Genomic DNA, 18681 nt, shown 5'->3' on the forward strand with positions numbered 1-18681 from the left:
GTTCGCTCTGGGAAGAGCTTCGACACTAACAGTTTACGCCCCCCTATGTAATGCAGGGTTTTCCTTAGGTAAACCTCTGTAAAGTTTGCGCAAAAAGTGACAATCTGCTGCCCGTCACGCCTTTACCTAGACTTACATTCTTAGACTGCAATTGACATCTAAAAGGGTATACTCAAGCTGTTATAGGTGTAGAGAGACGTACCATGAGCCAAATTCTGTTAATCGATGACGATCTAGGGCTAGCGGAACTGCTAGCACAACTGCTTGAACTTGAAGGGTTTAACCTCACGCTCGCCCACGATGGCGAGGCAGGACTTGCCCTGGCACTGGAACAGCAGTTCGATCTCATCCTGCTCGATGTCATGCTGCCCAAGCTCAACGGCTTCGAGGTGCTCAAGGCATTGCGGGCCAAGAAACAGACCCCGGTACTCATGCTCACCGCCCGCGGCGACGAGATAGACAGGGTCGTTGGCCTGGAGATTGGCGCCGACGACTACCTGCCCAAGCCCTTCAACGATCGCGAGCTAGTGGCGCGCATCAAGGCGATCATCCGCCGCACCAGCCATCAGATGGACGAGCAGCAGCCCAGCATACTGGAGTTTGCCGACATCAAGCTCGACCCCAGCCGCCAAGAGGTAGTCTGCCAGGACCAGCTGCTGATCCTCACCGGCACCGAATTTAGCCTGCTGTATCATATGATACAGCACAGCGGCGAGGTGCTGAGCAAGGACAACCTCAGCGAGAATGTCCTGGGCAAGAAGCTGATGCCCTTCGATCGCAGCCTGGATATGCACCTGTCTAATCTGCGTAAGAAACTGCCCGAACGCGCCGACGGCCGCCCCAGGGTCAAGACCCTCAGAGGCAAGGGCTACATCTGGCTAACCTGATGAAAATTAGTAGTCTTCCCAACCGCATCTTCATCAAGCTGCTGCTGAGCTTCTGGCTCTGTAGCAGCCTGATCATCGCCATCGTCGGCTTGTTGCCGCTGCTGCAACAGAATCACGATCAGGCCCCTATTCCGCCCCATCTGCAGGGACTGCTAGAACGCGTGGTCGAGCGCATTCAGGAAAGTCCCGAGCTGCTGACCATGAAGCGTGACAAACACTGGCACAGACTCAAGGAGATGGGTAACAAGCCGGTACGCTTCTATGTGGCCGACGAGCAGGGCCAGCTGATCAACAATCAACGTGTCTCCCGCGGCATCCGGCGCTTCATGCTGATGGCCGACGAGGCGGGCCATCCCATCAGCCACCAATTTAAGAGCGAGCTGCTGTTTGGCCCCATGCCCTTCGAGATAGAGGGCAAACGCTACACCCTCTATGGCCGCCTCGCCGAGATGCACCCCAGGCCCTGGTTCTTCTTCTTCGCCGAGAATATCGCCCTCACGCTAACTCTGGCGATCTTGCTCTCGGGCCTCTTGTGTGGCCTGCTGGCCTGGCACTTGGGTAAGCCGCTGCGCGCGCTTAAACAGAGTGCCGAGGCGGTGGCCAGCGGCGATCTCGGCCACAGGGCCGATGCCAGTACCACGGCGCGCAAGGACGAGATAGGCCAGCTGGCGCAATCCTTTAACGCCATGGCCGATGCCATCGAGTCCATGGTCAACAGCCAGCAGCGACTGATCAGCGATATCTCCCACGAACTCAGGACGCCATTGACCCGGCTGCAGCTGGCCCTCGCCCTCACCCGCAAGAAGGGGCAGGCCTCGACCGAGATAGACCGCATCGGCTATGAGGCGGAGCAGCTGGAGGCGATGATCGCCGAACTGTTGGAGCTGTCGCGGGTGAAGCTGGATATCCATGAAAACAAACATCGGCTGTCGCTGTCCGAGACCCTGGGCCAGGTACTGGACGATGCCGAGTTCGAGGCGGAGCAGCAACAGAAGTCCCTGGTGATCGACATAGACGATAGCCTGATGCTGATGCTCAACCCGCGCCCCCTGGCAAGGGCGATTGAGAATCTACTGCGTAACGCCATCCGCTACGCCGAGCAAGAGATCAGCATCAGCGCCACTGCCGAGCCGAATCAGGTGATCCTCACCATCAAGGATGACGGCCCGGGCATAGAGGATGAGGCGGATCTGCAGGCGATCTTCGAGCCCTTCTATCGCCCACAATCGGCGCGAGAGCGCGAATCCGGCGGCTGGGGCCTGGGGCTGGCCATCGCCAAGGCAGCGATTCAGGCCCATCAGGGCCAGATAGTCGCCAGCAACGCCAAGCCCCACGGGCTGGAGATCACCATCAGGCTGCCGCGTTAGTGTGCTGCTGTTCTATTTGCTGCAGCCAGAGTGAGAAAGTTTGCTTACTGGGAATACGTCTATCTGAATGGCCCATTAACTGGGCCATCGCATAACTAAATTGATAATAGGTTTGCACGTCATCACACCGCTTAAGACCATCATCGCTGTTGATCATAGTACCGCGAATATAATTCTTAAGGAGTTCGTAGCGATCAAACCCAGGACGCTCGCCCACAGCTGAGATGATGTTTTGATTCCACTTACAATATTGTGCAAGTAACCCATTAAATCTATCGCGATACTCTTCAGAGGCTTGCTGCAACAACTCTTGATTGGGCATGAGACGCTCTATCACAAAGCGCTTTTGCGCTAAGACATCATAGAGGCGCAGACAGTGATGAAACAGATAACATTCAAAGGGGTCTGTATAGCGCTGCTGTTCACTCTCGGCAGCCCTTAGCCAACCTTGGTATTGCGCACAGGCTACGGCCACCACCAAATCGGCCTCTGTGGTGAAATGATTGTAGATGGTACCCTTGGAGATCTGGCTGGCCGCAACAAGATGAGAGCGGCACAGTTCAAAACTCTGATGCCCTCTCAGACAGCGCTGCGCCACCTCAATCAGATAGACTTCTCTTTGCTCCCAGCTACTCATATCGACCCCATCACACTTTCCGAAACATCTTAGTTGCAACTTCACAATCAAACGATAACAGTGTTCTGCGCCAGCGGATATTGAGTAATACTGATACCACTATGAACAATCTCAATAGCACATGTTAAAAATCGAATTACTCGAGAGTTTTATAGCGGTAGCCGAGGCGGGCAACCTGTCGAGAGCCGCCGATAAGATCTGTCGCACGCAATCGACCCTCAGCCTGCAAATCAAGAAGCTCGAAGAGAGTGTCGGTCAGCCTCTGCTATTGAGAGATAACAAGGGGGTCAGCCTCACCGAGTCCGGTGAGACACTGCTGAACTACGCCTATAAGATGATGCAGCTCAACTCCCAGGCGTTGGATGACCTCAAGGAGTGTCAGAACCGCGAGATCATCCGCCTGGGCGTGCCGACCGACTATATCAAGCGCTACCTCGGCAGCTGTCTGCTGGAGTTCATTCGCGAATTTACCTGTATCGAGCTGGTGATCGACACAGATGTCAGCGGCAACCTCTACAAGCGTTTGCAACAGGGAGAGTTCGACCTTATCGTCGCCACCCACTGGCAGCCGCCTGTCAATGGCGAGCTCCTATTCGAGCGTAAGTTCCACTGGGTTGCGGCCAAGGGCGGTAACGCCCACAAGCGTGAAACCATTCCCATGGCTCTCTATCCGGAAAACTGCCCGATACGGGCCCAGGTATTTGCCAACCACCAGCTGACGATGAGGCCGATCAACGTGCTATTGTCGACCCCCTCGCCACAGGCGCTGTGTATGGCGGTCGAGAACGATCTCACCATAGCTCCTATCGCCGAGTTCAGGGTCAATGACAAGATGCAGATCCTGGATCCTCTGGAGCACCAGCTACCTGTACTGCCTGTGTTTAACGAGTCCCTCTACCTCAACCCAGATACCCAGACAGATGCGACACTGCAGCTGATCACCCTGATCAAGGCGAATGTGCACAATCTGGCTGAAGTTGCTGAAGACTAACGCCATCATAAATTGACAAGAGAAAGCCAACCCTAAGGTTGGCTTTATTCAATCAGCTTCAACTCGCTGCTGGCTAGAAGTAGTAGCCGAAGTTGATGTTAATCCGCTTATCCCAGCTGTCACCAATTTCGGGCAGGCCCACATGGCCATTGTCCCGGGTAGAAGCGTACATATTCTTGCCTACGATGAAGTCGACCATGGTATAGGTGGCACCTGCCGCGATGGCGCAACCGGTGACGTTTTGATAGCTGGTATCGTAGCTGTCATCGGCCACATCCGGGGTGACCATGCCAAAGTCATTATAGAACTTCAGGCTGCCCCAGTCGGTGGCTAACGTCTTGGCAAGGTTAACGCTATAGGCCTGGGCCTTAGCGGCGATCTCGTACTGCCAGTTGTAAGCCGCTACGGCGATCTTATTGCTATCTAGCGCGTCTGCCGCGTCATATTCATACTGCATCGCCTGCAATTGTAGGTTCCAGCCTTTATAGCTGCTATCCATGTGCAGTGCAACGGCATAACGGTCGCCATTGTTGCCCGTCTTATTGTTGTAGATCTGCCCATATTCGACCGAGGCACCAAACAATGTCTTGCCGCCTTCATAGCTCATCTCATAGGTTTGACGAAGGTTTAACTGGTTGGTCTCCTCGTTGTGATATTCGGTGCCATTGACGACACCGCTATAGAGATCTGTCGAGTAACGGTCGGCGCGGCTGGCACCATATTCGGCATTCTTGTAGAAGGCCATTTCCGTGCCCCAAGCACCACTGGTATATACCCCTTTGATACCCAGGTCATAGTCATCTTCGAAGCCCAGGTAGTAAGGCACGCCAAACCAGAAGCTGTTAGAGATAAAGCCTGGATTACCGAAAGGCACCTGATTCACCCCGAACTGCAGCTGCCACTCGGGATTGAGGTCGTAAAATCCATAGCCATAACGCAGCGCCTGCCAACCATCATAGAAGCGATACTCACTCGCCAGCCCCCAGTCGCCGAGTTTGCCGTTAAATTTGACCGCCGCCATATCGAAGGCTAGGTCACCGCCTTTGTCTTTTGAGCTCTCGCTGTAATCCTTGTAGGCGTAGTTCACCCTAACGGTGCCCGTCACATCAATGCCATCTTCTTGTTCTTGCGCCTGGGCCACTCCCGCCAAAGCCAGGGGCAACAGCGCCACAACGAAAGACACATTAAACTTCTTCATCATTTCACCCTTTATTGTTAATTGCCGTGCAACAAAGGCGCACGGCGAACCTTAAATTGGCCATATGCTTGGCCTTATTGTTTGTGCCGTTACCACTTCAGATGAGTCAGGTCGCACTGAATAACCTCATCCTTATTGGCCGGTGTGCCGGGATGCTTAGCCGATTCGCACAGGAGCGTGGTGCCGTAATCGTTACGCTTGTCGTTGGCATTACTTCTGGCCCAGACAGAGACTATGGCCCGCTCCTCAGGCTTGGCCTCGCAGCTGCCGTCCACATCGAAGGCGTGTATGGTGTTTTGGTGGAAGTAGAGCAGTGAATCTTGCTGGGAGCTGCCTGCAAGCCACTGGGTATGGCCGTTGTGCTGGGCGGCATCGAATTGCACCCTGCGCATCTTGTCATCTTCTTTGACCGTGGTAAGCAGAGGCGAGTCTGCACGTACGGCAAAGCTCTTAAACTGATTGGCACACGCGGGCACGCGCATGTTGTAGTAGATCTCAGAGATGGCATGGTTATGGTAAGGGTAGAGGGTATCGACCGACTGCACCGTCATCCCCACCTCGGCGCCCACCTTCTCACCATTGATCTCATCGATGCGTAGCAATCCCCAATGACCGAAGATCTCGGCGTAGGCGTAACCGCCGCGAATGTTGTTAAAGTTCTTATCGTTACGCTTGCTCTCTTCGGCATACATAGGGAACCAGCCCGCCGCCGCCCACAGGTTTGGCAGGGCATTGGCGCTGATGTCATAGGGGAAGGCCGACGGCATCTTCACTTCATCACCGGTAACCATCTTGGCGAAGTTTTTAGTAAAGGTTTTCCCCAGTTTCTGCACCTCCTTGTTGGTCACCTTGGTCTTGAAAAACTCATCGAAGGTGGTGCGCTTAAAATGTTGCGCCACGGGAGAATGCTTGGTGAGCTCGCCACCCGGATTGTAGATCCAGTTGACCTCTTCACGGGCACCGAAACACTGTTTGGCCTTGTCTGGGTTATTGATCACCTGATAGATGTTCTTCACCATCAGCTTCATATCACGACGATCCATGATGCAGATCTTTTGGCCACCTTGAGTCGTATCGAACAGGGCTTCATCTGAGTTAAGACAGTGACTGTTCTCACCATTGGTTAAAGCCACGGCATAGGCCTTGAGGTAAGTCAGGGTCTCGTCCCACAGCATGTCGACATACTTCTGATCCGCCGCGCTGTACTCGACTGGCGCTCCCAGACATTTGAACTCGGCATTGTCGATATCGCGCTGATCAACAAAGTCCGGGAGGCTAGCCGCCATCGCACCATTGGCCGATAACAAAGACAAAGCAATAATGGTCTTTTTCATTCATCTCATCCTTATTCACATATTATTTTTTCACCACTTACTGAGCGGCATAATATGCTTGGAATCCGTTCCAAAAATGTAATCAGCACCTATTTGCAACAATCTGAACGGGGAAATAACAACCCAGTTCACATATTTAATAACTTGATGTTTATAAAGAAATTATTTGATTGCCGATGCATAAAAAAAGCCCCTAAGCCATGTCTAACAAAGGGGCATATAAAGCGAAACGGCTAACGGTAAATTGTCTTTGCAGGGATAATTAACTGTCTTTGTCGCTCGAAGATGTTGCACAAGCCTGAGGGGAAGCTGTCAGGGCTTGTGTCGCCCGCTTTATAGCGGGGGAGATGCAAGATAAGAGAAGCCCATGAAGCTCATGGGCCTCTCTTAGAGGAAGTTACTCTTTATGCTTGTCAAACTTGAAGGTATGACAGTTACTGCATAAAGGTTTCTTCGACTTATGTTCGCCATGACATTCCTGACAAGGCAGGTCTTTACCATAGTGAAGATTGTTGTGTGGGTTCTGCCACTTATCCTCTTCGCTACGGGCCGTCTGTGCGGCCAGGTCATCGACATCATGGCACTGCAGACAAGCCTGATCCGATGGGAACTGCTTGATGCCATTGTCATGGCACACCTTACAGTCTTTGCCGATCACCTCTTTGTGCCAGGCACGTTGCTCTACCGCCTGGGCCGACAGACTCACTAAGCCAGCTAAGACCAGCGCGAGTACAATATTTACCTTTTTCATTATTGATTCCTCTTAATAACCGGTCGTTAAGCTTTCATGACGCTGCGCGCAGCCGTCATGCCCATCACCATACACTCAGGAATTGAGCAGCTACCCAGGCGGCTGACGCCGTGGATACCACCACAGACTTCACCGGCCGCATACAGGCCTTTAATTGGCTGACCTGTAAAGCTGTCTTTCACCTCGGCCTTGGTATTCACCTGAACGCCACCCTGGCAGTAGTGCACTTTTGGCCATAGGCGAACCACGGTAAATGGCGCCTCGATATACTTATCTTTCGCCTTGGTCATGTTCTTGCCGAACTGCTTATCTTCACCGCTCTTCACATAGCCGTTGTACTCTTCAATCTGCGCTTTCAGCGGCTTGAGAGGTACCTCGAAGTGTTTCGCCAGTTCTTCGATGGTGTCGAACTTCCAACCCACGTTGTATTTGATCACCTTCTTGGTGTTCGGATGCTTCTTAGAATCCTTGTAGCTGGTGATCAAGATTGGCGGCAGCGGATTGCCCTGCTCGTCACGGCAAGCCAACTCGGCATCGGCGCGGGTCTTGCGGTCGGCAATCTCATTCATGAAACGCTTACCCGTCAGGCGGTTGATCGCCATAGAGTGTGGGAAGTTGTAGATAGAGTAGTTAGACACATAGCCAAAGCCCCCCTCATCAGGCGATGCCCAAGGTCCAGACTGAATGTGTGCCAGATGCACTGGAATCGCGCCCAGGCGGAACATCTCATACATGCCTTCACCGGTTGCGCCTGGGGCATTGGTACAGCCCACCTCAGAGGTCAGTGTCGGGTCCTGCGCCATACGCAGATCCACGTTTTGCGCGAATCCGCCGGTTGCCATGATCACCCCACGCTTGGCACGGATCTTCAGCACTTTGCCTGGCTGGTCTTCGCCGAAGTGGTAGTTCTCACGCATTTTCACGCCGAGCACTTCGCCCTTGTCGCCCACCAGGAAACCTTCAAACTTAGAACGGTTATGGGTGTGAACCCCCAGCTTCTTACACTCTTTATAGAGGGGCTGAGTAATACCGGCGCCACAGCTAACGGTCGTCTGGTAAGTACGAGCCACAGAGTGACCACCAAGCTGTTGCAGGTAAGGATGGAACTCGGCGCCCGCATCTATCGTCATCTGCAATGCCTCGACGGCGTGCGAAGCTACATGGCGCAGCAGGGCTTCATCGGCGATGCCGCGGCCGGACTTGAGTTGGTCCGCCACCATACGATCGACCGAGTCTTCTACCCCCTCCTTCTTCTGCATCGGCGTACCCGGCGCCGCAAACAGGCCACCATTAATGGCAGAGTTACCACCGAAGTAGGCCATTTTCTCGAAGATATGGACATCTTTCGCACCCTTGCGCGTGGCTTCAATCGCGGCCGCCAAGCCGGCGAAACCTGAGCCGATAATCAATACTTCAACTTCTTTGTCCCATTTCACACCGTCAGCTTTCTCGGAAACTGCCATCGCAGGCGCGGCCATTGCGACACCCGCAGCGGCTCCCATACCCTTGATGAAATTACGGCGTCCTAGCAGATCTACATTGCTCATCTGTTATCACCCTTTTGGTTTTATTCGACAGCGCCATCTTAGGGCTGGAATGGGTTCCAAAACGGGAGTGAATCAACACTTGTTTTTAAAACAACTTGCTAACATAACTAAATTTGTAGCCAGCTCAAAAATCACCCAGAAACACTACCTTGTGAGTATTTTGGAAACCATTCCAAAACATGACGCCATAGCCCATAACGCCTGAGAGGAGTGAGATATGGCTCAACGGCAAGATAAAAAGTCAGGCAAGCGCTGGCCCGCACTGGTAAGTTAGGCCCTATGTAGACCTACCTCAGCCGACCTATGGAACTCGAAGATATCTATCGACAGGACTTAAGCCTATTAATCGCCCTGCAAGTCTTGGTCGAGGAGTGCAGCGTCACCCGCGCCGCTAAACGGTTACACCTGAGCCAATCAGCCACCAGCCGCATCTTGGCACGGCTAAGGCAAATGCTGGATGACCCGCTGTTTTCTCGGGTGGGTCAGCAACTGGTCCCCACTCAGTACGCCCTTGACTGCTACCGGCAGCTTCAGGGGCCGACCAGCGAACTGCTCACACTCTTGACGCCCAATGCTTTCGTGCCCAGCCAATGCCGGCAAACTTTTACCCTGGCGGCCACCGACTTTGCCATTCAGGGGCTCTTGCCCTTCATCCTGCCGGAGATCTATCAACAGGCGCCAAACATCAGGCTGAATATCCTACCGGTACAGCACCAGACGCTCGCCTCGCAGCTCAGCCTGCAAGGGGTCGATATGGCAATCTGCCGCGCCTTGGGTCAGGTGTCGCCACTTGCCAGCACGCCACTAGGTCGTGTTGGTGTTAGCTGCCTGGTCTCCAGCTATCACCCTGTGGCGGATCGCCCATTAACGCTCACGGATTACCTGCACTATCCCCACGCCACCATCGCCATCAGCGACGGCGTGAAGGCGATAGTCGATGCAGCCATCGCTCAGCATCCACCCCGGCACGAGTGCTTACGTACCGCGCATCTAGACAGCGCCCTGGCCCTACTGTCGATTCATCCCCTCATTATCACCCTGCCCGAGGGACTGGCCGAGATGGCCGCCGCCCGCCACCGACTCAGGGTCAAGCCCCTGCCCTTTGAGATCGCCGCGCTCAACTACAGTCTGTTTTGGCATTCGCGCTGCGAGCTGGATAAGGCCCAGGCTTGGTTGCGGGGCAAGATCACCGAACTCATTCGGCCGCTACTTGGCCAGCAAGGGAAGCCCTAGGCGCGGCGAGCCACGCCTTAGCGTTAGCGTTAGAGATACCATTAGCCGATGAGCAGGCAAAAAAAAGTGGCCAAGTGGCCACTTTGTTATCTGAGAGTAAAGGCTACACCTTAACCAATACCCGTCCGGTGACCTTACCTTTGACTATCTTGTTGGCGTACTCGCCCAGCTGCTCCAGGCTGATGGTCTGGCAGGCCTGCTGATAATAGCTTTCGGGTAGGAGTTCAAGCACCTGCTGCCAGGCCTTGATGCGCTTATCGATGGGGCAGGCCACAGAGTCGATACCCAACAGATTAACCCCACGCAAAATGAAAGGCATCACAGTCGTTGGCAGGGCAAAACCGCCCGCCAGACCACAGATGGCGGCGCTACCGCCATATTGCATCTGCGCCAGTGCCGTGGCCAGCACCTTGTTGCCTACGGTATCGACCACACCCGCCCAGCGCTGTTTCTCCAGCGGACGGCTGTCTTGTTCGAGCTCACTGCGATCGATCACCTCGCTGGCGCCCAATGCTTTTAACCAGTCGCCGTTAACCTCGACCCGGCCCGAGCTGGCCACCACGCGATAGCCAAGCTGAGCCAGCAAGGTCACCGCCACCGAGCCTACGCCGCCACTGGCACCTGTCACTAAGACGTCACCCTGCTCTGGGCTGACACCCGCCTGCTGCAGCGCCTGCACACATAGCATGGCGGTCAGGCCGGCCGTGCCTATCATCATCGCCTTGGCGCCGTCACAGCCCTTAGGCATGGGCACCAGCCAGTCGGCCTTCACCCGCGCCTTCTCGGCCATGCCGCCCCAATGGTTCTCACCCACGCCCCAGCCGGTCAGGATCACCTCATCACCGGGCTGAAAACGAGAGTCGGCCGACTCGCTCACCACACCGGCGAAGTCTATGCCCGGCACCATGGGGAACTCGCGAATGATCTTACCAAGGCCGGTGATCGCCAGGCCATCCTTATAGTTGAGCGATGAGTAACTCACGTCCACCAGCACCTCACCCTCGGGCAGATCGCTCTCAGGCAGCAGTTTCACATCGGCTTGGGTCTGTTTATCTAGCTGGGTCAATACGAGTGCCTTGAACATGGGGCCTCCTTAACAACAAAATGGACTGACAGATTAGTGCATCTGCCATCATGAATACACTGCACATTTTGCATGAACTGCATGCAGCTTGCGCATAGCTAGATCAGGGTTTGAGCCCCAATGCCTTGAGTTTTCGATACAAGGTATTGCGGCTGATCCCCAAGTGTTTGGCACAGCGGCTGACATTGCCCTCAAACCTGTGGAAGCTTGAGACGATATTGGCGTTGACCATGAGACTAAGCTCACTCTCGCAGGCCGCCATCTGCTCGCCCGCCTGCTCAGGCAGCTGCAGCTGGGCCTGCAGGGTGTCGGGCAGATGCTGCCAATTGAGTTCGGGATCGCCATCGGCCATCAGACAGGCCACCTGCATCAGGTTATCCAGCTCCCTCAGGTTGCCCGGCCAGTCGTGGGCCAACAGTCGCCTCAGTAGCTGAGGGCAGAGCTGCTGCGGCGCCTGGCGATAGCGCCTATGCAGCTTGTGAATGATGCGTTCTATATCGGCGCGCTGACGCAGGGGCGGCAGCGACACCTGCAGGCCGTTGAGGCGATAGTAGAGATCCTCCCTAAATGCTCCCTCATTCACCAGCTGGCGCAGATCCGCGTGGGTCGCGGCCACCACCTGAATATCCACCTTGTAGCTGCGATTGCCGCCCACTGGCACCACCTCGCGCTCCTGAAGCACCCGAAGCAAGCGGCTCTGGGTCGCCAGCGGCATCTCGCCTATCTCGTCGAGAAACAGAAAGCCGCCATCGGCCTGACGTATCTTGCCCTCGAACCCCTGACGAGAGGCGCCGGTGAAGGCCCCGGCCTGATAGCCGAAGAGTTCTGACTCCACCAAATCTGCGGGTAGTGCGGCGCAGTTAACCGCCACCAGGGCCGCCTGGGCGCGGGCACTCTGTCCATGGAGCTTCTTCACAAACTGCTCCTTGCCCACCCCTGTCTCGCCGCAGATGAGCAGCGGAATGTTGCGTCCCACCACTTTATTGGCCTGCTGCCAGGCGCGCTCTAGCTTAGGGTCGCGAAAACGCACGCCTATCTGCTGGCTCACCAGCTGGCTTGGCCGGGTTTCGACCAGCTGCTGGGTCTTGAGGTGCAGGCGTTGGTCCTGACACACCTGCTCACCGCTGTTCCAGCTCGCACCCAGGTGACGGTCGATATCGTCGCCGATGCGCGGCCTGTGTAGCAGACGCTTGGCCATGGCGTTGCAGCCTAAGATCTTGCCGTCGACATTGGCCACCACTATCCCCTGCCAGCCTGAGGTGATCAGCGACGGCTGCTCGGCGAGATCGATGCGGTAGTGACTGCCGGGCAGATGACACAGCAGCGCCGTCTCTATCTGTTGCACCAGGCTGGCGATGAGCACCAGGGTCTGCTGGGTATGACGCTGCTGCTCGCTGGTGATGTCGATGGCGCCGAGTAGCTCGCCTTCGGGGGAGAAGATGGGGCTGGCGGTGCAGCTCATAAATCTGTGGTGACGGATGAAGTGCTGCTCGCCGATCACCGCCACCGTCTGCCTTGCGGTCAGGGCCGTGCCTATGGCGTTGGTGCCCTTGTGCTCCTCACGCCAATTGACCCCCACATCCAGGGCGACGTTGGCCAGCTTATCCGAGTAGCGGCTGACGCCCCAATGGCAGAGCACATAGCCGTCGCGATCTGAGAGGATCAGTCGGCTCTGGCTGTGGGCCATCATCTGATTAAACAGGGGCAATGCATGCTGTTTGGTGAGATTGATGAGTTGCTTGTTGGCGTGATGCCGCTCGGCGAGCGCGTCGGCGTTGAGTCGTAATTCTTGCGGTAACTTGGCTTCGCTTAACCCAGCGCCCTGACTACGAGACCATGAGTCAGACAACCAAGCCTGTGTCTGTGGAGCTATCGTCATAACAGTGTTCCATTTTGGCACACCCGAGGTGCGCACTTATGTCACAGTGCATGCCAACTGCCAGTGCTACACCATCCTGGACCACGCACATTCGGACATCAAAAATTAGTTTTTCATCATACTGTTACTCCATCCACATCACAACTCCTGCCAGTTTGGCCTAGGCTTTGCGTTAGCTAACCTGAGTCTGCGCCCTAATGAACACAAGCGTGACACTCAAATGGGGCACAGATAAAAAATTTAAACCTGTTGTTTTTTAAACATAAAAATAGGGCGCCCGGCAGAGGCGTCTTTCGACAAGACAAAACCATACAAGGAAGCTCAAGATGATCTACAGCAAGCCAGGCACGACAGATGCCATAGTTAACTTCAACAGCCGTTACGACAACTTCATTGGGGGACAGTGGGTCGCGCCTGTGGGCGGGGAATATTTCGATAACCGCTCACCCGTCGACGGCCAGGTGTTTTGTCAGGTGGCCCGCTCGGACGAGCGCGATATCGAGCTGGCACTGGACGCCGCCCACGCCGCCAAGGATGCCTGGGGCAAGACCTCGGTGACCGAACGCGCTAACTTACTGCTGAAGATCGCCGATCGCGTCGAGCATAATCTGGAGTTCCTCGCGGTGGCCGAAACCTGGGAGAACGGTAAAGCAGTACGCGAAACCCTGAATGCGGATCTGCCGCTGTTTGTGGATCATTTCCGCTACTTCGCCGGTTGTATCCGCGCCCAGGAAGGCAGCGCCGCCGATATCGACAACAACACCGTCAGCTACCACTTCCCCGAGCCGCTGGGCGTCGTCGGCCAGATCATCCCCTGGAACTTCCCGCTGCTGATGGCCGCCTGGAAGATCGCCCCGGCGCTGGCCGCCGGTAACTGCATAGTGCTCAAGCCCGCCGAGCAGACACCCGTCTCCATCCTGGTGATGGTCGAACTCATTCAGGATCTGCTGCCAGCCGGCGTGCTCAATATCGTCAACGGTTTCGGCACCGAGGCGGGTCAGGCACTGGCGGTCAGCAAGCGCATCGCCAAGCTGGCCTTCACCGGCTCGACTCAGATTGGCCACCATATCCTCAAGTGCGCCGCCGAGTCGCTGATCCCCTCCACCGTCGAACTGGGCGGCAAGTCGCCCAACATCTACTTTGCCGACGTGATGGAACAGGAAGACGAGTATCTGGATAAGGCGGTTGAAGGCATGCTGCTGGCCTTCTTCAACCAGGGAGAGGTCTGTACCTGCCCGTCACGGGTGCTGATCGCCGAGTCCATCTACGACAAGTTCATCGACAAGGTGATCGCCCGCGCCAAGACGATCAAGCAGGGCAACCCGCTGGATACCGACACCCAGGTAGGTGCCCAGGCCTCCCAGGAGCAGTTCGATAAGATCCTAAGTTACCTGGAGATCGGTCGTAACGAGGGCGCCGAGGTGCTAATTGGTGGCACCAGCTGCCAGCTGTCTGGCGATCAGAGCAGCGGCTTCTATATCGAACCCACCATACTCAAGGGCCACAACAAGATGCGCGTCTTCCAGGAGGAGATCTTCGGCCCGGTTATTTCAGTCACCACCTTCAAGGATGAGGCCGAGGCGCTGGCCATCGCCAACGACACCGAATATGGCCTGGGTGCCGGCGTCTGGACCCGCGACATGAACCGCGCCCAGCGCATGGGCCGCGGCATTCAGGCCGGACGCGTGTGGATCAACTGCTACCACGCCTACCCTGCCCACGCCGCCTTCGGTGGCTACAAGAAGTCAGGCATAGGTCGCGAGACCCACAAGATGATGCTCAGCCATTACCAGAACACCAAAAACTTGCTCGTCAGCTACGACGTCAACCCGCTGGGTTTCTTCTAACCTCACTCTCCGTTAAAAGCATAGAGCCTGCCGGGACACAATCCCGGCAGGCTCTATCTTTTCATAAAGATACCGCTAGCTTAGTAAGCTAGCATCAAACTGATTTTAGATTTGGAAGGCTAGCTTGAACTGGATATCTTTATAATTTTGTTACTTCTACCTTTTTTCACATAATCGATGGATACACATTGCCCATCTTTTAGAAAATTATCCAAGTGATCTTTGCTATGAAAATATAATGGGTCATCATAGTTTGAAAACTCGAAATCAACATTCCCCACATTAAAAGACTCGACAATGGTACCTTGCTTTGGCTTTTTCACCTTGTAATTTGTTAGGCAACCTTTGACATTTGAGTACGTTTTATTTTCGACTATATTTTGCAACTCTACTTGCCTCATATAACTAAAAACAAAGGCTATTACCCAAAAAGCCATTAAACCTGTGAATGCACGAACCAAAGTAACTCTTTTTATTTTGGTTACTTTAGATGCGACCTCCGAGAACACTGGATACTTGAGAACAATCGTGATTAGTAAAAAAATAAAAATTGGTGTTATCAATAAGTCGATTCTTGTGTTTGTCGTAACTTCAAAATATGTGCTCAAACTATTTCCATCCAGTTAGCGCTCGCATAAGAGACCCCAAAATACTTTTCTAAAATTTTCAACGAAAGAGCACATGCCAAGCATTTTTCGTCCCTTTGAGTAACTTGTTAGAGTTTTCTACTCGAGGACTTTGAATTTACTAATTTCATAAAAGCATTCATCATCTATTGTGTCTTTACTCCAATCAACTTTGATTACTTCTGGAAATCCAAATTTCGGGTGGTATTTAATTTCCATACTTGCAGCTTCAAATAACCCTTTATTTGAAGCTTTAAAAAGATCGTCAATAACCAATTTATGCTCGTGTTCACCAAGTTTCTCAAAAAGTGCTACACCATTTACGACTAAAACTTTTGAGCCAGCTACATACATACAACCTTCTTGGGCGACATAGCTGTACCTTTCAGGTTCATTTTGTAGCCAAATCTCCAATTGACTCGCTATTTTTTCGTGTGTTTGAGAGTTTACCGATTGATGCCCAATTCCCCAAAAACTAAATATTAGGACTATTATCGTTCCTAATACAAAGAAGATTGAATATGGATTGCGGGTATCGAATATTTGCATAAAACTCTAACGCCCAGCTCCGTGGGCAATTGGAGCGCAGCGTAAATTGATCCGCTGCAGCTGCTTGTTAGCTGTGATGCTACTCGATAACTGCATCTGTACCTTGCTCGATAAACAAACTTTGAATTCGTTGTGCAATCATAAGCTGCTCGCTTTTTTGCAACTCGCGCCTAAGCTCTGGCGGATTTGCTACATGTAACGTATTGGTATGGATGTGAAGCGGTGCGACCATCTTTGAGCCTTCCCAACTCCAAGTGACCTCACCTTCAACGTATTCAGTGCCGTCATAGTACTTGACCTGTTCACCTCGGTTAATGAGGTGGGCTACATATCCTTTTTGCTCGAGCTGTTTCTCGAGAATTTTCTGATGTCTAGTTTGCTTATCCATAATTGCAGCTAACGCTTCGGGTTGGGGCTGACATGGAGCGCGAGCGGAATGGCAGTCCCAGCCACCGGCGACAACCCCGACTTGTTAGGCATAACCCACAGTTCTTGTGACTGCGGTGGATCTCCCCACCCAATATAAATTTTTGGTGTTCGCTCCTCAGACGTTTCAACGAAAACTATAACCTTGCTATCGATGCTGCATGTTGCAAGATAAATCCAGAGCGAAGTAGCATGTGACGTAACACTTATAGGTTCTAATCTCGCTATAGACTCCGGCAATGTTTCCAGATTGTAATGGCGCCTAGATTTGTCCGAATGTAGCTTTACCGCCTCTAAGTAGATTTCTTCCCATTCTGCTCGCGTGATCGATCGAGCCTTCGTTAACGCCTCATCTTCAAGGCATGGACCGCTAAAATAAATGAATGCACCAATGAGCGCACCAAATAGTAGTGCCATTCCACCAATGACGTAAAAGAAACCAATTAGATATTTTATAACTTCGTCTTTGATGCTCATGAATGCCTAACGCCTGGCACAGCCGCCGGCAAAATTGGCGGTTGTTTTGCCGGTTTTTTGGCAAAACAAGTGACACTTTTGACGGTCGGTTGCTGCCACTTGTTATGTTTTTTTGCATTCTTCAATGCCCGTTTTTTTGATGTACTCTTCAAAACCTGCCCGCATTTCATCTTTAGAAGGCTTAAGCTTTTTACAAAAGGAAGAATCAATTTCTAACGATTGATATTTATCATTTGGAATTGTTGCCATATGCCCACAACCTCCAACATGCCTATCTCCATCACCAGCTTCTAAACACTGGACATGTTTATACCAATAATTTGATTCGGACGTTGCACTGATGCACCGAACATATCCAGAACGCGCTTCTCTAACGTATTCAGTTCTAGTTTTCTTGTACTCTTCCGTTAGCTCACAAGCTAGAGACGAACTTGAAGCCAACATAAGTAGAATAATTGTGAGAAACTCAAATTTCATAACTTCTCTCTGAGAAAACATAACATTTTATTAGTGCGCATGCGCGTCTACCTCGTTGGACCAGTGAAAACGCGCATTGTTAACTGATTGTATTAAAAAGAAGTTATCACCTTTGCTTAAAATACACCATCTGGAAAAACGCGCATGCGCGTTTTCCAAACCTATTATCTACTTAACGAATGGCATAAGTAATTAATTTTAAATGTGTTTATTTAATGCGAAATGAGAAAACGCGCACGAATACAGGATGAAAATCGTTCAAAATCCTTATGATTTTAATATGACTGTATCCTTATCCAGTTTTTGATGGGGAGTAGTGAATTACATCACAGGGGGGTAACGATGAATATCTTTAGGTCAGAAAATCAGTTCGGTACTGAACCACCGACAACGTGCTAACTCAATTTTGGGCATAAATAAGTTAGCGTTTTACTCCGTTCTCTCCCCAACGCGGCCAAATCGAAGAGACGTTTGATACCAAGTGTAAGCACGCTTTTGGCTCTCGGCGGCATGGACGCCGCCGTGAAGCGTATAAGGACATATTCACAGCGTGCCAAAAGAGTGCTTGCACATAAGCCTGCCGCAGGCAATTGATGAAGGTGAAGGTTCGACCTTCAAAATCCCTTCAAATACAAATGCAGCTGGAAGCATCGGCCCGATCACCCCCATATATTCGGCATCACACTATTCGAATACCCAGATATAAATGGCTTCTTACCCCCGGTATCGGGGTCATAGACATGCCGCTGCACCGCACCTATGTTGCCACCATAGACATGAATGCTGATAGATACCCCCTCCGCGAGGGCGTTCGATACCCTATGGATATCGCCGATATCGGGCGAGACCAGATCGACACCGCCGACGGGCAACTCATGACTGCCGCTGGCCCGCAGACAGCTGGCAGCCTCATCCAGCTCATATTCCTCACAGCACTCGGCGCCGCGCAGCACGCCCACCATGCCCCATACGGTATGGTCATGAACAGGCGTGGTCTGCCCCGGCGCCCAGACGAAACTCACCACAGAGAAACGCTCCATTGGATCGCAGTAGAGCAGATACTGCCGATAGCTCTCAATACTCGGCTGAGCAAAGGCATTAGGTAGCCAGTCATCATGAGCAATAAGCTCCGACAGCAGCGCCTTACCCTCGGTAAATATACGCGCCTCATCGCAGCCGACCTGCTCGACCAGCCGGGTAAAAGACTGAACAAAATCCCGTAATCTGCCAATGTTTTCCATCACGCTCTCTCTGTCCTAAATGTCATCAATCAAGGCTAGGCGATCCGCCTTAGGCAATAAATAGGCAATAGGTCGATAGCAGATAAAAGCCAACCTATGGAAGAGTAACAGGGAGTGAGTAAGTGCGTGA

Annotated in this window: 18 protein-coding genes; 5 read left to right on the top strand and 13 right to left on the bottom strand. The window is 53.0% G+C overall.

Annotated elements, in window-relative coordinates; all coding sequences use genetic code 11:
• Window positions 1-203 precede the first annotated feature (203 nt).
• Together K0H81_RS18725 and K0H81_RS18730 are read left to right on the top strand one after the other, a co-directional pair.
• Window positions 204-887, top strand: coding sequence for a response regulator (locus tag K0H81_RS18725; protein WP_220059312.1), 684 nt, complete (start codon window positions 204-206; stop codon window positions 885-887).
• A complete protein-coding gene (locus K0H81_RS18730; RefSeq protein WP_220059313.1) occupies window positions 887-2254 on the top strand; it encodes an ATP-binding protein in 1368 nt (455 codons plus the stop codon). The genes K0H81_RS18725 and K0H81_RS18730 overlap by 1 nt, the downstream gene beginning before the upstream one ends.
• Here K0H81_RS18730 and K0H81_RS18735 read toward each other — a convergent pair.
• Window positions 2238-2891, bottom strand: coding sequence for a TetR/AcrR family transcriptional regulator (locus K0H81_RS18735; RefSeq protein ID WP_220059314.1), 654 nt, complete (start codon window positions 2889-2891; stop codon window positions 2238-2240). The genes K0H81_RS18730 and K0H81_RS18735 overlap by 17 nt on opposite strands.
• Window positions 2892-3012: 121 nt before the next feature.
• Here K0H81_RS18735 and K0H81_RS18740 point away from each other — a divergent pair, with 121 nt between their 5' ends.
• Entirely contained in the window at window positions 3013-3882 is an 870-nt protein-coding gene (locus K0H81_RS18740) for a LysR family transcriptional regulator (RefSeq protein ID WP_220059315.1), read from the top strand.
• 73 nt (window positions 3883-3955) lie between these two features.
• Here K0H81_RS18740 and K0H81_RS18745 read toward each other — a convergent pair whose 3' ends face one another.
• The 4 genes from K0H81_RS18745 to ardA form a co-directional block, all read right to left on the bottom strand.
• Entirely contained in the window at window positions 3956-5083 is a 1128-nt protein-coding gene (locus K0H81_RS18745) for a hypothetical protein (RefSeq protein ID WP_220059316.1), read from the bottom strand.
• Window positions 5084-5169: 86 nt separating this feature from the next.
• Window positions 5170-6414 carry a dimethylsulfoniopropionate lyase DddY gene (gene dddY, locus K0H81_RS18750; RefSeq protein ID WP_220059317.1) on the bottom strand — a complete coding sequence of 415 codons (1245 nt, stop codon included), beginning with the start codon at window positions 6412-6414 and terminating at the stop codon, window positions 5170-5172.
• A gap of 397 nt (window positions 6415-6811) precedes the next feature.
• A complete protein-coding gene (gene ardB, locus K0H81_RS18755; RefSeq protein WP_220059318.1) occupies window positions 6812-7165 on the bottom strand; it encodes an acrylate reductase cytochrome subunit ArdB in 354 nt (117 codons plus the stop codon).
• A gap of 26 nt (window positions 7166-7191) precedes the next feature.
• Window positions 7192-8712, bottom strand: a complete 1521-nt coding sequence (gene ardA, locus K0H81_RS18760; RefSeq protein ID WP_220059319.1) for an acrylate reductase flavoprotein subunit ArdA — start codon at window positions 8710-8712, stop codon at window positions 7192-7194.
• Window positions 8713-9015: 303 nt separating this feature from the next.
• Between ardA and K0H81_RS18765 the strand changes: the two genes are divergently transcribed.
• Window positions 9016-9945: a LysR family transcriptional regulator gene (locus K0H81_RS18765; RefSeq protein WP_144201517.1), complete on the top strand. Its 930-nt coding sequence runs from the start codon at window positions 9016-9018 to the stop codon at window positions 9943-9945.
• A gap of 103 nt (window positions 9946-10048) precedes the next feature.
• Here K0H81_RS18765 and acuI read toward each other — a convergent pair whose 3' ends face one another.
• A complete protein-coding gene (gene acuI, locus K0H81_RS18770) occupies window positions 10049-11029 on the bottom strand; it encodes an acrylyl-CoA reductase (NADPH) (protein ID WP_220059320.1) in 981 nt (326 codons plus the stop codon).
• Between the two features lie 103 nt (window positions 11030-11132).
• The gene (locus K0H81_RS18775; protein ID WP_220059321.1) at window positions 11133-12908 is read right to left on the bottom strand and encodes a sigma-54-dependent Fis family transcriptional regulator; all 1776 of its coding nucleotides are present in this window, start codon (window positions 12906-12908) and stop codon (window positions 11133-11135) included.
• Window positions 12909-13234: 326 nt separating this feature from the next.
• Between K0H81_RS18775 and exaC the strand changes: the two genes are divergently transcribed.
• Window positions 13235-14755: an acetaldehyde dehydrogenase ExaC gene (exaC, locus tag K0H81_RS18780; protein ID WP_220059322.1), complete on the top strand. Its 1521-nt coding sequence runs from the start codon at window positions 13235-13237 to the stop codon at window positions 14753-14755.
• Between the two features lie 119 nt (window positions 14756-14874).
• On the opposite strand, the gene K0H81_RS18785 is transcribed toward exaC, so the two are convergent.
• From K0H81_RS18785 to K0H81_RS18810, 6 genes are all read right to left on the bottom strand, one after another.
• Window positions 14875-15216 carry a hypothetical protein gene (locus K0H81_RS18785; RefSeq protein ID WP_220059323.1) on the bottom strand — a complete coding sequence of 114 codons (342 nt, stop codon included), beginning with the start codon at window positions 15214-15216 and terminating at the stop codon, window positions 14875-14877.
• 264 nt (window positions 15217-15480) lie between these two features.
• Window positions 15481-15930 (bottom strand): DUF6174 domain-containing protein, encoded by a 450-nt coding sequence (locus K0H81_RS18790; RefSeq protein WP_220059324.1) that lies wholly within the window; start codon window positions 15928-15930, stop codon window positions 15481-15483.
• 79 nt (window positions 15931-16009) lie between these two features.
• On the bottom strand, window positions 16010-16318 hold the full coding sequence (locus tag K0H81_RS18795; RefSeq protein WP_220059325.1) for a hypothetical protein: 309 nt from the start codon (window positions 16316-16318) through the stop codon (window positions 16010-16012).
• 8 nt (window positions 16319-16326) lie between these two features.
• Window positions 16327-16833, bottom strand: a complete 507-nt coding sequence (locus K0H81_RS18800) for a hypothetical protein (RefSeq protein WP_220059326.1) — start codon at window positions 16831-16833, stop codon at window positions 16327-16329.
• Window positions 16834-16935: 102 nt separating this feature from the next.
• A complete protein-coding gene (locus tag K0H81_RS18805; protein WP_220059327.1) occupies window positions 16936-17310 on the bottom strand; it encodes a hypothetical protein in 375 nt (124 codons plus the stop codon).
• A 659-nt stretch (window positions 17311-17969) separates the two neighbouring features.
• Window positions 17970-18551 (bottom strand): cysteine dioxygenase family protein, encoded by a 582-nt coding sequence (locus tag K0H81_RS18810; protein WP_220059328.1) that lies wholly within the window; start codon window positions 18549-18551, stop codon window positions 17970-17972.
• Between the last annotated feature and the right edge of the window lie 130 nt (window positions 18552-18681).

The organism is Shewanella halotolerans (assembly GCF_019457535.1).
In the GTDB taxonomy this organism is placed as follows: Bacteria; Pseudomonadota; Gammaproteobacteria; order Enterobacterales; family Shewanellaceae; genus Shewanella; species Shewanella halotolerans.

Excerpts from the sequence above, each read along its gene's own strand:
- K0H81_RS18725 (WP_220059312.1), top strand. The coding sequence starts at position 204 with ATGAGCCAAATTCTGTTAATCGATGACGATCTAGGGCTAGCGGAACTG.
- K0H81_RS18730 (WP_220059313.1), top strand. The coding sequence starts at position 887 with ATGAAAATTAGTAGTCTTCCCAACCGCATCTTCATCAAGCTGCTGCTG.
- K0H81_RS18735 (WP_220059314.1), bottom strand. The coding sequence starts at position 2,891 with ATGAGTAGCTGGGAGCAAAGAGAAGTCTATCTGATTGAGGTGGCGCAG.
- K0H81_RS18740 (WP_220059315.1), top strand. The coding sequence starts at position 3,013 with ATGTTAAAAATCGAATTACTCGAGAGTTTTATAGCGGTAGCCGAGGCG.
- K0H81_RS18745 (WP_220059316.1), bottom strand. The coding sequence starts at position 5,083 with ATGATGAAGAAGTTTAATGTGTCTTTCGTTGTGGCGCTGTTGCCCCTG.
- dddY (WP_220059317.1), bottom strand. The coding sequence starts at position 6,414 with ATGAAAAAGACCATTATTGCTTTGTCTTTGTTATCGGCCAATGGTGCG.
- ardB (WP_220059318.1), bottom strand. The coding sequence starts at position 7,165 with ATGAAAAAGGTAAATATTGTACTCGCGCTGGTCTTAGCTGGCTTAGTG.
- ardA (WP_220059319.1), bottom strand. The coding sequence starts at position 8,712 with ATGAGCAATGTAGATCTGCTAGGACGCCGTAATTTCATCAAGGGTATG.
- K0H81_RS18765 (WP_144201517.1), top strand. The coding sequence starts at position 9,016 with ATGGAACTCGAAGATATCTATCGACAGGACTTAAGCCTATTAATCGCC.
- acuI (WP_220059320.1), bottom strand. The coding sequence starts at position 11,029 with ATGTTCAAGGCACTCGTATTGACCCAGCTAGATAAACAGACCCAAGCC.
- K0H81_RS18775 (WP_220059321.1), bottom strand. The coding sequence starts at position 12,908 with ATGACGATAGCTCCACAGACACAGGCTTGGTTGTCTGACTCATGGTCT.
- exaC (WP_220059322.1), top strand. The coding sequence starts at position 13,235 with ATGATCTACAGCAAGCCAGGCACGACAGATGCCATAGTTAACTTCAAC.
- K0H81_RS18790 (WP_220059324.1), bottom strand. The coding sequence starts at position 15,930 with ATGCAAATATTCGATACCCGCAATCCATATTCAATCTTCTTTGTATTA.
- K0H81_RS18795 (WP_220059325.1), bottom strand. The coding sequence starts at position 16,318 with ATGGATAAGCAAACTAGACATCAGAAAATTCTCGAGAAACAGCTCGAG.
- K0H81_RS18800 (WP_220059326.1), bottom strand. The coding sequence starts at position 16,833 with ATGAGCATCAAAGACGAAGTTATAAAATATCTAATTGGTTTCTTTTAC.
- K0H81_RS18805 (WP_220059327.1), bottom strand. The coding sequence starts at position 17,310 with ATGAAATTTGAGTTTCTCACAATTATTCTACTTATGTTGGCTTCAAGT.
- K0H81_RS18810 (WP_220059328.1), bottom strand. The coding sequence starts at position 18,551 with ATGGAAAACATTGGCAGATTACGGGATTTTGTTCAGTCTTTTACCCGG.